We start from the raw sequence: 13,093 nt of genomic DNA on the forward strand, positions 1-13,093 counted from the left end.
CCCGGGAGTTATCGTCTTGCTCCGATGGCGCATTCTTCTCGGTGTGCGCGGTGATCCGAAAACGCATAGAACGGGGTTCACCAAACCGATGGACGCGGACGTGACCCAGATCCTGTCCAGGCCGGGCGAATTCGTCAACCCCTGGGAATCCGACGTCCCCCTGTGGGAGTCGGGCGCACGCAACCGGCTGTCGGCGACGGTGGACCGACTGGCCGGCCCGATCGCCGACCTGGAGGAACGCGACGCCAACGAGGGCGACACCCGTTTCCTGGTCACCGATTTCCTCAGCGACGGTCTCGGCTACAGCAAGTACGAGGACCTCACGACCGAGTACCGCACCAAGGGCGAATCGGTTGACTACGGGTTGAAGATCGGTGACTCGGTCTTCGCCCTCGTCGAGGTGAAGCGGGCCGCCCAGAACCTCGACGCGCGCAACCTGCGCCAGGTGCGCCTCAGCGCGGAGAACGAGGGCGTGCAGTGGCTGGTGCTCACCAACGGCCGGGTCTGGCAGGTGCACCACTTGGCCGAAGGGGCCGCGGGCACCGAACTGGTCCTGGAGGTGGACCTGCTCGGCGACGCCGAGAAGGCCGAGAAGCTGGACGGCCTGTTCCACCTGAGCAAGGCCGCGGTCGAGCACGGTCGGCTGGAGAACCTGCGCAAGTGGCGCGAGGCGCTGACCGGGGCTCCACTGGCCGCCGCGGTGTGCAGCGAGGCGGTGGTCGAGGCCGTGCGCGCGGAGGTCCGTCGGCGCACGGGCCACACCGGGCACGCCGGCGACGTCGAGGACGTCCTGCGGGGCCTGCGCGAAGAGGTGGTGGCCAAGGGGCTGCTGGACTGACCGCGCAGCGGCGCGGGCCTCGTCGGCGGGGTGCGCGCCGCCTCCAGACCGGACCGGAAACGCCCGGCCTCGCGTTCAGTCATCCCCTCTCGGGACCTTTTCCGGCCGAGAGGGGTCGTTCGGCCACGCGTAAGAACCTCGTCGGGGTGTGGACTGGGGTTCGGGCTCCCGCAGCGGAACCCCTACAGCTAAAGCGACCGGAAAGGCCGACGGATGACCGTCACCGAACACCCCATCGCCGAGCACGCGCCCGGTGCGGACCGGGGCGTCCTTCCCCGTGTGATCCAGGGCGGGATGGGGGTGGGGGTGTCCGGCCACCGGTTGGCCGCCGCCGTGGCGCGGACCGGTCAGCTCGGTGTCGTCTCCGGTGTGGCGCTGGACCTGCTCCTGGCCCGCAGGCTCCAGCGCGGGGACGCCGACGGCTCGCTGCGTCGGGCCCTGTCGCGTTTTCCCGACCAGGGGATGGTCCGGCGCGCCCTGGACCGTTACCTCGTTCCCGGCGGCATCACGGCCGGGACGCCTTTTCGCCCGGTGCCCCGCCTGGGGTTGCGGGACAACCGACAGCGGACGGAGCTGACCGTCCTGGGCAACTTCGTGGAGGTGTTCCTGGCCAAGGAGGGCCACACCGGTCCGGTGGGGATCAACTACCTGGAGAAGATCCAGTTGGCCACACCGGCCGCGACCTACGGCGCGATGCTGGCGGGGGTGGACTACGTGCTGATGGGCGCGGGCATCCCCGCGGAGATCCCGGCGCTGCTGGACGCGCTGGCCGAGCACCGGCCCGGCGAGGTGTCGGTGACCGTGGAGGGCTCGGCGGCGGGGCAGCGCCATACGGCGTCCCTTGATCCGGCCGAGTTGCTGTCCGGAGCGCACGCGCCGTTGTACCGGCCCCGCTTCCTGGCGATCGTCTCCGCCTCGGTCCTGGCGCAGTACCTGCACCGCTCCCCCGCGACACGTCCGGACGGCTTCGTCGTCGAAGGCCCGTTGGCGGGCGGGCACAGTGCCCCGCCGCGGGGCAGGATGCGCCTGGACGACTGCGGCGAGCCGGTCTACGGCGTCCGTGACGCGGTGGACTCGGCCACGATCGCGGCGCTGGGCCTGCCGTTCTGGCTCGCGGGCGGCTGCGCGACCCCGGAGGCCCTGGCCCGCGCCGAGGCGGAGGGCGCGACCGGGATCCAGGCGGGCACGGTGTTCGCGCTGTGCGCGGAGTCGGGTCTGGAGCCGGCCGTCAAACGGCGCCTGTTGGCCCAGGCGACCGATGGTTCCCTGCGGGTACGCAACGACCCCCTGGCGTCGCCGACGGGCTTCCCGTTCAAGGTCGCCGACGGACCGGGGAGCCCCGCGTTGCGGAGCCTGGAGGAGCGTCCGCGACTGTGCGACCTCGGCTACCTGCGCACGCCCTACCTGAAGGGGAACGGCGCGGTCGGCTACCGCTGCCCGGCCGAGCCGGTGGACGACTACGTCCGCAAGGGCGGCGCGGTCGAGGACACCGAGGGCAGGCACTGCCTGTGCAACGGGCTGCTGTCGGCGATCGGCCTGGGCCAGACCCGCGCCGACGGCTACGCCGAGCCTCCGCTGGTCACGCTCGGCCAGACCCTGGACTTCCTCGCGCGGCTGCGGGAGCGCCACCCCGACGGCTACACGGCGGGGCAGGTGGTGGAGCACCTGCTGGGCGAGCGATGGTGACCCTGCGGGTGGGGACGGCGCGTCCCCAGCGGGTGCGCGGTGGGTGCCCCGAGGTCTCGGGGCACCCACCGGCGGGGCGCCGAATCCCCGTTCCCGCCCTCGGTGCGCGTCCCGGGTCAGCACGCGGTGGTGAAACAGTTCACGGTGCGTGATGCGCATGTGCGCGGTGACGGGCTGCGCCGTATCCGGTCGATCCGGTGATGGGTCGGCCCGTTGACCCTCAGGAGGGTGCCGCTGTTGCCCCTGCGGCACGGTAGGGGTTGTGCTCGCCCCCGGGAGGGTGCGTACCTACCTGCTCGGCACCTCGGTTCGATCCTAGTTGACGAGTTGGGTCGCCCAGTTGGCTTCCTGCACCCTGTTGTCCAGCTCGCGCAGCTCCCGGGCGTGCTCGTCGGCGTCTGCGCGCAGTTGGCGGACGTCGATCGCGGAGATCGTGCGAATTTCGCTGCGACCGTAGCGGGCGGACCGTGCGGTGCCCGCATCGGCCAGTTCGACACGCAGCCGGTGCCGCAGCCGCAGGGCGTCGCGCCGGGCCAGGGCGTCGGTCAGGGTGGAACCGTCGGAGAACCGGGTGGCCAGATTGGTGGCGTTGATCCGGCGCACCAGTGTCTCGAACTCCTGTGCCAAGGCCGTGTGCTCGGCGAGGAGTTCGTTGGGGTCCTCCGCGGGTTCGGTCCCCTCCTGGTAGTGGGCGTTGGCGAGCGCACGCTTGGAGACCTCCGCCATGTGGGTGGCCAGGTGGGCCCGGCGGGAAAGAGCCTCGGCAAGGCGCATGTGCTGTCTCCTTCGCGAACGGGGAAAGGACGATCCTATTACCCCGGACCGGTGGCCGCAGCGGGGGCCGTCGGGCCGCCCGCCGGGAGGACCTGCTGTTCTCGACGGGCTCCGCCGTCCCTGTCCTGCGTCTGGGTGCGGGCACTCCACCGGCGCGGCGTCCACCACTCGAACAGCAAAGCCCTCGATTGGCCACATAGAACCAGATAAAGGACGAATTCTGATCGCTTTGAGCGACGCGAAGAACACCCACTGTTTACTTCGGGAATTCTCTTTCCCTTTTTCGCCATTCCTGTTCCAAAAAGCTTTCCCAGCGGTTAGCGTTTCTTCCGAAAGACGCCATATCCGACCGGAGGACGCATGAGCGAACAGACGTTGAGCACATCAGGCGCCACAGGCGATTCCCCCGAGAACGGTAATGGCGTCATCGTCAAAATGAATGAAAACCCCGGGACGAAAAAATCGTCCACGCCTCGTGCGACCCCCAAGTGGGAGACCGCGGCTCGCGACAGGGTCAAGGCTGCGATCAGGCGCTACTCCAAGCCCCTGGCCGACCTGGTGGCACGCGACGCCAACGAGGGCGACACCCGACTCCTGGTCACCGATTTCCTGTGCGACGGCCTCGGATATGACAAATACGAGGACCTTACGACCGAATACCAGGTCAAAGGCGAATTCGCGGACTACGGCATCCGCATCGACAAGCAACTGGTCGCTTTCATCGAGGTGAAACGCTGCAGCCAGAAGCTCAACGTCCGGCACTTGCGCCAAGTACAGATGTACGCGGTGAACGAGGGCGTGGAATGGATGGTGCTGACCAACGGCCAGGTCTGGCAGGTCTACCACATGACCGGTGGGCTGCCGGTGACGGTCAACCTGGTCTTCGACGTGGACCTGCTCGCGGAGGGCAGTGCCGCCTCGAAGGTGGATTCGCTGTTCTATCTCAGCAAGGACGCGTTCAAGCGCAGACTGATCGACGACCTGTGGAAGGCCCGCGCAGCGACCTCCGGGCGATCGCTGGCACAGGTACTCCAGAGCGACGCGGTCGTTGACGCCATCCGCAAAGAGGTCCGCCGCCAGACCGGGCACAACGCCGAGGGCAAGGAGATCTGCCGCATCCTGCGCGAAGAGGTCATCGGCACCGACCTGTTGACCTGACGTCTTCCTCCGGCCGGCTCCTGTCCCGGACTACCGCGCCAGGTAGCCGCCGTCGATCGGGTAGTAGGCGCCGGTGACGAAACTGGCGGAGTCGCTGGCCAGCCAGCCGACCAGTTCCGCCACCTCGGCGGAGGTGCCGAGCCGGCCGATCGGGTGTTGGGAGATCAGCGCGTGCATCGCGTCCTGGCCGAGGTTGGCGTCCAGCAGTGGGGTCCGGATGAAACCCGGCCCGACGGCGTTGACCCGGATGCCCTGCCCCGAGTACTCCAGCGCCGCGTTCTGGGTGAGCCCCACGACCCCGTGTTTGGCGGCGGCGTAGGCACTGGACATCGGAAAGCCCACCGCTCCCAGCACCGACGCCATGTTGATGATCGAACCGCCCGCACCGCTGTCGAGCATCACCCGCACGGCGGCCCGGGTGCAGTAGAAGACCCCGTCCAGGTTGACACCGAGCACCCTGCGCCAACTGTCGGTGCTGTAGTCGCCCACGGGGAGGGCCTCTCCCCCGATTCCGGCGTTGTTGACGATGACGTGCAGCCCGCCGAACCGCTGGACCGCCTCGGCGACCATGGCGTCCACCGAATCGGGGTCGGCGGTGTCCACCCGGGTGGTGTGCGTCTGCCCGGGAAGGCCGGCGGCCGCGCTCGCGGCGGCGTCCGCGTCGATGTCGGCGAGGACGACCCTGGCACCGGAGGCCGCGAGCACCCGGGCGCACTCCAGGCCGATCCCCGACCCTGCACCGGTGACGATCGCGACCTTGTCGTCGAGTTCGTAGTTCACCATGACGTAGTCCCCCTTGCGCGGCTGTTTCCGCCAGGTAAGCACGGAAGTCTCCGAACAGGGGGAACACGGCTCCGCGTGTCGGTGCGGCCGGCTCGGTGCGAGCACAGCAGGGCTAGCTCCGCTGTCGGCGGTTCCACTCCTCGACCGCCGCGCGGGTGCGCTGCGCGCCGCTGCGGATGCTCACGACGGTGTCGATGTCGTCGGCGGTGCGGTTGCGTTCCTTGAGTTTCTCGTACTCGCGCAGGTGCCGCTGGAGTTTCCGGGGCGGGTTGACGACGGCGGGGGCAGCGGCAGCCAGCTCTTCGCCGAGGCTGGTGATGAGGTTCTCGTTCTCGCTCCTGATCGCGGTGACGCGCTGGGCCTCCTCGGCCCGCATCTGCTCCATGAGCGCTTCGTCCTGGCGCTCGTGGATACGTCGGCGGCGCGCCTGACGCAGGCGCAGCGCGCTCAGGAGCAGTAGCGGGGCCCCCAGGGCCAGTGAGGCGACGACCGCCGCGACGACCCAGCCGGCACCGCTCGTTTGCGGGTCGTCCGCCGGCTGCTGTCCCGTCGGGGTGTGCGCAGGCTCGGCCCCCAGTTGTTCCAGCAGCCCCGACAGGGAGGCCGCCGTTCCGTCGGGGCTGCGGCCGAAGAAGGCCGCGGTGTCCAAGTCATAGGCGCCGCTGGGCCCCGCGCCGCCGACCAGGCTGCCGTGGACGGACTCGTCACGGATCTCTCCCAGACCGTCCACCCCGTAGACCACTACCGGCTGGTCGAGGTCGCGGGCGACGGCCGCGGCGACGGCCGGTTCTCCGGCGTTGACCGCTCCGGCCTCGAAGCCTGCGGCCCCTCTGGGGAGGACGGCGACACGCACGGGTTCGTCGAGCTCGGCGAGTGCCGTGTCGATCCGGTCGCGGGCGGCCTCGTCCACGTCGTGGACGGCGAGCGGATGCAGGTAGAGGTGGGAGTCCGCGAGCCCCCGGGCCGCACTGTCCAGTACGTCGCCGCCGGCGAGCGCGGCGAATTCGGTGAGCAGCGGCTCGACGTCGTCGGCGTCGAGCACGGAACCGCCCGACAGCGCGGAGCCCAGTTCTGCGGGGTCGGGACCGGTGCTCCCGCTGGCGGGGACCGGCCGGAAGCCGTTGTGCTCCCAGACGAGGAGGAGCGCGGTCCCGCTCGGCTCCAGGGGGTCCAGCAGCGCCTCGGCGAACGCGTCGTTGTCCCTGGCCGTGGCGGGCAGGACGGCCACGCGTGCGCTGTTGATGCCGTTGTAGCGCTGGGCGATGCGTTCGGCGTCGATACCGGGCAGCGCGGCGACAGCAGGATGGATGTAGACGGTCTCGGTGTCGGCGGCCTCGCGTACCGCAGGCAGGAGGTCGTCGTCGAGCACGTCGGGCAGTGCGATGAGCTGCGCACCGGTACCACCGGGATAGAAGGTGAAGTGGTGGTCGAGGTCGTCCGGATCCGTCCCGCCGCCGACCACCTGCCATGCCGTCCGGATCGTGGTGGCCCCGGTCGGGGACCGCTCCTCGGTGGTCACCACGTACACCCCGGGATCACCGATCTTCTCGGCGAGGTCGGTGACGAGGACGGATGCGTCGCCTCGGCCCAGGAGCGCGGCCCGGACGGGGGTCCGGGCATCGGCGAGCCTGGCCGCGGCGAGCTCGCGGATGCCGGGATCGAGTTCGGTGGCGTCCGCCGTGTAGAGACCGGGATCGTCGAGCGCGGCGACGGCCTGGTCGAGGACGGCGTCGGCAGAGGCGGCCTGGACCGGAGCGCTCAGGAACGTCCCCCCTGCCACGAGCAGCAGCGCCAGAAGCCGTGCGCCGGCTCGCTGTCGGTCACCTCGCTGATACGCCACTCGACTTCTCCTCTGCCGCCCGCTCTCTCGCGCGGATCACGGGGAACATCCCTCGCAGAGTGGATCATAGGATGCCGAAACAGCAGGGCGCCGACCGGAGGGTGAATCCCGGGCGGTGGAGGATTCCGGCAGCCGACGCGTATCGGGGCGCATCGCGCGGTGAACCTCCCGCACCGCGCGGCCGGAGCGGCGCGGTGCGGGGCGAAGAAGACGACCGCCGGGCAAGGGTGGCTTTCCGACGGCCGCCGGTCAGGGAAGGCTGAGCCTAGTCGAGCGCGGCGTCCAGGGTGATCGTGGTACCGGAGAGAGCCTGACTGACCGGGCAACCGGTCTTGGCGTTCTCTGCCGCTTTGGCGAAGTCGTCAGCGGACAGCCCCGGGACCTGTGCGCGCACGGTCAGGTGGATGCCCTTGATGCCCTCACCGGGCTGGAAGGTCACCTCGGCCTGGGTGGTGACACGGGTGGGCGGGGTGCCGCCCTGGGACAGGGCGTGGCTGAGGGCCATGGAGAAGCAGGACGAGTGGGCCGCCCCGATGAGTTCCTCGGGGCTCGTGAGGCCCCCGTGGGACTCCGCGCGGGCCTTCCAGTTGATGGGCTGGTCGGGCAGCCCCGAGGAGTCGAAGGAGACCGTGCCCTTCCCCTCGGTGAGGCTGCCTTCCCACTGGGTGTGCGCGGTGGAGACGATCGGCATGAGGACTCCTGAGAGTTTCGTTGCTTGTGCATTGTCGGCAGGTCGCCCGCTCGGCGTGCTCTCGAAGCGGGCACGGCAACGATCATGCCCGTTTCGCGGCCACTCATCCACCAACGGGGTGGGTCGCGTGTCCGTGGTGACCGTGAACCCCGTTGTTCGACGGGGTCCGCACACCTGCTGGAGGAGGTGGGCGAACCGCTCACGTGGTGAGTGGCACGATAGCGGGACGGATGGCCGTCCGGCCGCCGTTTCCACGAGACGAGGACGACCTATGAGCCAATCCAGCCCCGCCGTCCCGGCTGAGATCGCGTCCGCGGGCGGTGTCCTGGACTCCGTCGCCGCCCGGTTGGGTGCGGGGGCGTCGGTGTCGGCGGTGTACGGCGACCCCGTGGAGTGCGAGGGTGTCACGGTGATCCCCGTGGCCCGAACCGGTTACCGGTTCGACGGTGCCGCGAACCGGGGGCGGGCCCGCGGAAGGGCGTGGGCGGCGCCCGCCGGCTACATCCGGGTCAAGGATGGCGAGGCGCACTTCACCCCTATTCGCCCTCCGGTGAAATCCCTGGTCGTACCGCTGGTGCTGCCGCTCGCGCTGATCGGGTGCTGTACCGCGGCGGGCATCGTGCGCATGGTCACCCGGCGCTGAGGCGTGGGCGGCCGGGCGTGTCCGTAGTGGACCGGCCCGGTCGCCCGCACCTGCGGACGTGAATACGCAGGGTCCTCAGCGAAGGTAGGCGCCGTGCTCCCTGGCGAACTCGTCGCCGTTGAAGCGGTCCCAGTTGATCGACCACGACATCAGGCCGCGCAGCTCGGGATAGGTCTCCTGGGGCTGGTAGCCGCCGCAGCCGGCCCCTTGCGTCAAGCAGTCCAGGGCTGTGTGCACCTGCGCAACCGGGGTGTGGCCGTTGCCCGCGTTGATGCTGGCGGGCAGGCCGATGGCCACCTGGTCCGGGCGCAGCGGCGGGAAGAACCGTTCGGGGTCGCCCGCGACGGCGAACCCTGCCAGCACCATGTCCGCCATGGCCACGTGGAAGTCTGCCGTGGCCATGGAGTGGTAGGCGCCGTCCAGGCCCATGACGGGACCGGAGTTGTAGTGCTGGACGTGCAGCATGGCGAGGTCGTCGCGCATGGCGTGGATGACGGGGAGATACGCTCCCGCCCGGGGGTCGGCGCCGCCCCATTGGCCGCTGCCGTAGAACTGGTGGCCGACCTGGACGAAGAAGGTCTCGGGAGCCATGGTCAACACGAAGTCGTCGCCGTAGCGCTCGACGAGACCGTCGAGTGCGGCGATCAGGTTGGTGATGACCGGGGTGGTCGGTGCTCGGAAGTCGGTGTCCCCGGTGTCGAGGAAGAGGGAGTGGCCCTCGAAGTTGACGTCGAGGCCGTCGAGGCCGTACTCGTCGATGATGGCGGAGGCCGAGGAGACAAAGGCGTCACGGGCAGCGGGCGTCTCCAACGAGACCTGGCCGTTCTGGCCGCCGACGGACAGCAGGACCTTCTTGCCCGCGTCCTGTTTGGCGCGGATCTGGGCGATGAACTCGGCTTTGTCCGGCACACCGGGGCACTCACTGGCGGGGCACAGCTCGAACTCCAGTTGGCCGGAGGTCGCGGAGGTGGGCTCGGCGAAGGCCAGGTTGATGACGTCCCACTCGTCGGGGACGTCTGCCATGTTGACCCAACCGGACCCGTTGGCGAAACTGGCGTGCAGGTAGCCCACGAGGGCCTTGGGCGGGATAGCGGCGGCATTCGCCGCGTCGGCCGCGGCCGGGGACGCGGACAGGGAGAGCCCCAGGGTGGCCGTGGCGAGCAGGGCGGCACCGCGGAGGAGGGGACTGCGCATTTTCTCGGTCTCCTTCGGTGGGCGAAGCGGGGGGCCGGTGGACGCACCACGCGAGTTGGCCCTGCTCGGCCGCACGCCCCAGCCAAAAAGGAAACATTCCTTACATATTGACCGAAAGTAGCTTCGCCATGGCGCATTGTCAACGGCCGAGGCCGCCGCCCCTGCGGCCATAAGGATTCGGCGGGGTCGTGAAACACCTTCCCGCCCCCTGGGCGAAGAGGTCAGTGCCGCCCCGGCACCTCCCGGACCGCCTCGGGGAAGCGCCCCTCGTTGATCGCGACCTTCTCGCGCAGGGCGGCGTCGAGATCGACGTCGAGGACGTCGGCCAGGCGCAGCAGATAGCTGAGCACGTCGGCCATCTCGTGGCGCACCGCGGTCGCCTTGGCCGGGTCCTCCATCACTCTCGCCGACTCCTCGGAAGTGAGCCACTGGAACTCCGCGGCCAGCTCACCCGCCTCACCGGTCAGTGCCATCGCAAGGTTCTTGGGCGTATGGAAGGGCTCCCAGTCGCGCCGGGCGGCGAAATCGGCCAGAAGGTCCTGCAGGCTCGGGATACTCACCCGCTACACCTACCACCACCGCCACCGGCGTCGTCGCACAGCCATCCCGGAAACCGACGCGGCTCCCCTGCACACCGCCTTCGGTATCCCTTTGCGTATACCGAGGTTGACTCCGTCTCTGCACACGAGGCCGCCGAACAGGGCAGGAAAAGGGGGCGGAGACCCCCATTCGCACCAGAACGTCCTGCGCATGACGAGCACACTTATTTCATCGGAAAGAGCTTGGTGTATACATTTATGCATACGAAAATTGACCGATCTTGACCGCTTCTCCCACCCCCGCGGTCGCGAAAAGGACAGCGTGCACCCGCCACCCGCCTCACCGACGTCTCGCAACTGGTTCCCTTGGCTGCTGGTAGCAGTCGTCCTCCTCCAGACCGCGCACAACCTCGCGCGACCGTTGATGTCCTACCTGGCGATCTCGCTGGGCGCCGGCGAGGTCGCGATCGGACTGCTCACCGTCGCCTACTCACTGGTGGCGGTCCTGGCAGCGGTGCCTCTGGGACGCTTCACCGACCGCTATCCCAGCTCGTCCCTGGTCCTGGGCGCGGGGATCGCGCTGCTGGCCGCCGCCGCCGCGATCCTGGCCGTGGCACCCTCGCTGTGGGTGCTGGCGTTGGGCGGCAGCCTCCTGGGGCTCGGCCACCTCGTCTTCATCATCGCCGGCCAGGGGTTGATCGCCCGGCAATCGCCCGAGCACCTGCTGGACCGCGACTTCGGTTGGTTCACCGCGGCCGTCGCAGTGGGCCAGATGATCGGCCCCGGGGTCGCCGGACTGCTGTTGGGAGACGCCTCCGGCACCGGGCTCACCGACCCCAGTCGGGCGGCACTGTGGATCGCCGTGGCCACGGCCCTGCTGGCCGCGCCCTGCCTGTTGGGCATCGCCGCGCGGCTCGCGCCGAACCGCACCGCGGGTGCGAGCACCGTGGGCACCCAGCCCAAGGTGAGTCTGCCCTCCATCCTGCGCCGTCCGGGGATCCCGTCCGGGCTCCTGGTGAGCATGGCGCTGCTGGCCTCGGTGGACATCCTGGTCGCCTACCTCCCGCTGATCGCCGAACAGCGCGGGATCGCCCCGGTCGTCGCGGGGGCGCTGCTGAGCCTGCGCGCGGTGGCCGCGATCGCGTCGCGCCTGCTCCTTCCCCTGCTGTTGCGCCGTTGGACCAGGCGCACCCTCATCATGCTCAGCGCGGGCGGGGCGGCGCTCGCACTGGCCTGCGTGCCGCTGCCCCAGGCCAACCCGGTGACCATGGGTGCGGCGCTGCTGGTCGGTGGCTTCCTGTTGGGGCTCGGGCAACCCTTGACGATGACCAGCGTGGTACGAGCGGTCCCCGCCTCAGCCCGCAGTACCGCGCTGGCGATCCGGTTGACCAGTAACCGGTTCGGACTGGTGGCGATGCCGGCGGGGGCGGCGCTGATCGCCGGGACCGGCGGTGCCGCCGGGGCCGTGTGGTTCACCTGCGCGGTCCTGGCGCTGGCCGGCGGCGCGGCCGTGCGCACCCCACCGGACCGGGGGTCAACCGCCGACAGCGCGTGAACCGGTGGCGGAGTCCGCACCGAGCAGCACGGAACCCGCCACCTCCTCGACCAGTGCGGCCAGGATCGCGTCCAAGCTGATCCGGATGTGCTCGGCCACCGCGCGGGCCGCACCGTTCTCGTCGTGTTCCCTGATGGCCGCGCAGATGGCCATGTGCTCGGCAGCGGCGTCGAAGGCACGGTCGGGGGTGCGCCGGACGAGACGGCGCAGCCGCACCTGGTGTCCACCGAGTTCGTGCAGCGCGGTACGCAGATAGGAGTTGCGGGTGGCCTCCGCGACGGCGTCGTCGAACTCCTGGCTGAGCGCGTAGTAGGCGGTGAGGTCGCCGACCTCTTCCCTCGGCGTCTCGGCGACCACGCGCAGGCGCTCGTGGAGGTCGGTGAAGACCTCGGGCGAGCCGTTGCGCGCGGCGAGCCGGGTGGCGTAGATCTCCAGCGCCTCACGCATCTGGAACAGCTCCGCAACACCTTCGACCGAGACCTCGGTGACCACCAGTCCGCGCCCCGGCAGCGGGCGCACCAGCCCCTCCCGGACCAGCCTGGCCAACGCCTCCCGGATCGGTGTGCGGGAGGCGCCGACCCTTGAGGCGATCTCGACCTCGGTCAGCAGCGATCCGGGGGCGAGCCGCCAGGAGACGATCTCCTCCTTGAGCGTCTCGTACACCCGCGTGCCCTGGCGCAAGTCGGCTCTCCCCGCCGTCTGGCCCCCCTCAACCGTTAGCACGCTGATGGGAGCGGTCGTATCCGCTCATGCTATTGGCGGGAGCGCACCGAATGTATACATACGGTCTCTTCCAGAACCCCCGCGCGGGTTGGGGCGTCGCACCAAGCCGATCCGCCCGTTGGTCAACCAGTACCAGCTCCACGCCGTGCTCCCCGACGGCAGCGAGGGCCAACCGCCGGCGTTCGCCCAGCAGCAGCGGATGGTCTCAAAGAGCAGGTCACCCTCTACACCGACGGCAGCAAGCGGTGCCCGGTGTTGGGCTTCAAGGCGCACGATGTCATCGACCTGGGTGCCGTTTACGACGTGACCGACCACGCCGGCGCCACGGTCGGCCTGTTTCGCAAGGACTTCAAGCAGTCACTGCTGCGGTTGACCCGGCATGTCGAGCAGCCGGACCTCGGCCGGGTCACCGGCCAGGAGCGCAATGCCGCGATCGGGGTACTGCGCCGCTTCATCGAGGCGTTGTCCTTCGTTCCGTACCGCTTCGCCTTCACCCTGGACGGGCAGACCGTGTTCTTTGTTGACAAGCAGTGGGGGTTGCGCGATCGGTACACCATCGATATCCACCGCCCAGGCGTGGGCCGTCGCCTGGCCATCGCCATGGCGGTGGCACTGGACGCGCTCCAGGGCCGTTAGCGGACCGGCCGTGCCGAGCAGCGCAGAGGGCGC

13 protein-coding genes are annotated in these 13,093 nt (G+C 69.8%); 6 read left to right on the forward strand and 7 right to left on the reverse strand.

Annotated elements, in window-relative coordinates:
* The first annotated feature begins 88 nt into the window (after nucleotides 1-88).
* Both AC0VYP_RS18800 and AC0VYP_RS18805 read left to right on the forward strand, forming a co-directional pair.
* Complete coding sequence (locus AC0VYP_RS18800; protein ID WP_475471007.1) at nucleotides 89-838, forward strand: hypothetical protein; 750 nt, start codon at nucleotides 89-91, stop codon at nucleotides 836-838.
* Between the two features lie 213 nt (nucleotides 839-1,051).
* Nucleotides 1,052-2,524: a nitronate monooxygenase gene (locus AC0VYP_RS18805; RefSeq protein WP_285757387.1), complete on the forward strand. Its 1,473-nt coding sequence runs from the start codon at nucleotides 1,052-1,054 to the stop codon at nucleotides 2,522-2,524.
* Between the two features lie 315 nt (nucleotides 2,525-2,839).
* Here AC0VYP_RS18805 and AC0VYP_RS18810 read toward each other — a convergent pair whose 3' ends face one another.
* On the reverse strand, nucleotides 2,840-3,298 hold the full coding sequence (locus AC0VYP_RS18810; protein WP_475471009.1) for a DIP1984 family protein: 459 nt from the start codon (nucleotides 3,296-3,298) through the stop codon (nucleotides 2,840-2,842).
* Between the two features lie 360 nt (nucleotides 3,299-3,658).
* Here AC0VYP_RS18810 and AC0VYP_RS18815 point away from each other — a divergent pair, with 360 nt between their 5' ends.
* Complete coding sequence (locus AC0VYP_RS18815; protein ID WP_475471011.1) at nucleotides 3,659-4,456, forward strand: type I restriction enzyme HsdR N-terminal domain-containing protein; 798 nt, start codon at nucleotides 3,659-3,661, stop codon at nucleotides 4,454-4,456.
* 30 nt (nucleotides 4,457-4,486) lie between these two features.
* Here the strand turns inward: AC0VYP_RS18815 and AC0VYP_RS18820 are convergent, their stop codons facing one another.
* The 3 genes from AC0VYP_RS18820 to AC0VYP_RS18830 form a co-directional block, all read right to left on the reverse strand.
* Entirely contained in the window at nucleotides 4,487-5,281 is a 795-nt protein-coding gene (locus AC0VYP_RS18820) for an SDR family NAD(P)-dependent oxidoreductase (protein ID WP_285757390.1), read from the reverse strand.
* 70 nt (nucleotides 5,282-5,351) lie between these two features.
* Complete coding sequence (locus AC0VYP_RS18825; RefSeq protein ID WP_475471013.1) at nucleotides 5,352-7,079, reverse strand: hypothetical protein; 1,728 nt, start codon at nucleotides 7,077-7,079, stop codon at nucleotides 5,352-5,354.
* Between the two features lie 265 nt (nucleotides 7,080-7,344).
* A complete protein-coding gene (locus tag AC0VYP_RS18830; RefSeq protein WP_285757392.1) occupies nucleotides 7,345-7,770 on the reverse strand; it encodes an OsmC family protein in 426 nt (141 codons plus the stop codon).
* Nucleotides 7,771-8,041: 271 nt separating this feature from the next.
* On the opposite strand from AC0VYP_RS18830, the gene AC0VYP_RS18835 reads away from it, so the two are divergent.
* Nucleotides 8,042-8,413 (forward strand): hypothetical protein, encoded by a 372-nt coding sequence (locus AC0VYP_RS18835; RefSeq protein WP_475471015.1) that lies wholly within the window; start codon nucleotides 8,042-8,044, stop codon nucleotides 8,411-8,413.
* A 75-nt stretch (nucleotides 8,414-8,488) separates the two neighbouring features.
* On the opposite strand, the gene AC0VYP_RS18840 is transcribed toward AC0VYP_RS18835, so the two are convergent.
* On the reverse strand, nucleotides 8,489-9,607 hold the full coding sequence (locus AC0VYP_RS18840) for a chitinase (RefSeq protein ID WP_475471017.1): 1,119 nt from the start codon (nucleotides 9,605-9,607) through the stop codon (nucleotides 8,489-8,491).
* Between the two features lie 221 nt (nucleotides 9,608-9,828).
* A complete protein-coding gene (locus AC0VYP_RS18845) occupies nucleotides 9,829-10,167 on the reverse strand; it encodes a nucleotide pyrophosphohydrolase (protein ID WP_285757395.1) in 339 nt (112 codons plus the stop codon).
* Nucleotides 10,168-10,468: 301 nt separating this feature from the next.
* Between AC0VYP_RS18845 and AC0VYP_RS18850 the strand changes: the two genes are divergently transcribed.
* Nucleotides 10,469-11,701: an MFS transporter gene (locus AC0VYP_RS18850; protein ID WP_475471019.1), complete on the forward strand. Its 1,233-nt coding sequence runs from the start codon at nucleotides 10,469-10,471 to the stop codon at nucleotides 11,699-11,701.
* Here AC0VYP_RS18850 and AC0VYP_RS18855 read toward each other — a convergent pair.
* Nucleotides 11,681-12,382, reverse strand: a complete 702-nt coding sequence (locus AC0VYP_RS18855; protein ID WP_285757397.1) for a GntR family transcriptional regulator — start codon at nucleotides 12,380-12,382, stop codon at nucleotides 11,681-11,683. The two genes, AC0VYP_RS18850 and AC0VYP_RS18855, sit on opposite strands and share 21 nt — an antisense overlap.
* 294 nt (nucleotides 12,383-12,676) lie before the next feature.
* Between AC0VYP_RS18855 and AC0VYP_RS18860 the strand changes: the two genes are divergently transcribed.
* Nucleotides 12,677-13,060: an LURP-one-related family protein gene (locus AC0VYP_RS18860; protein WP_475471021.1), complete on the forward strand. Its 384-nt coding sequence runs from the start codon at nucleotides 12,677-12,679 to the stop codon at nucleotides 13,058-13,060.
* Nucleotides 13,061-13,093: the final 33 nt, after the last annotated feature.

It is taken from the genome of Nocardiopsis sp. iso_186 (assembly GCF_056173365.1).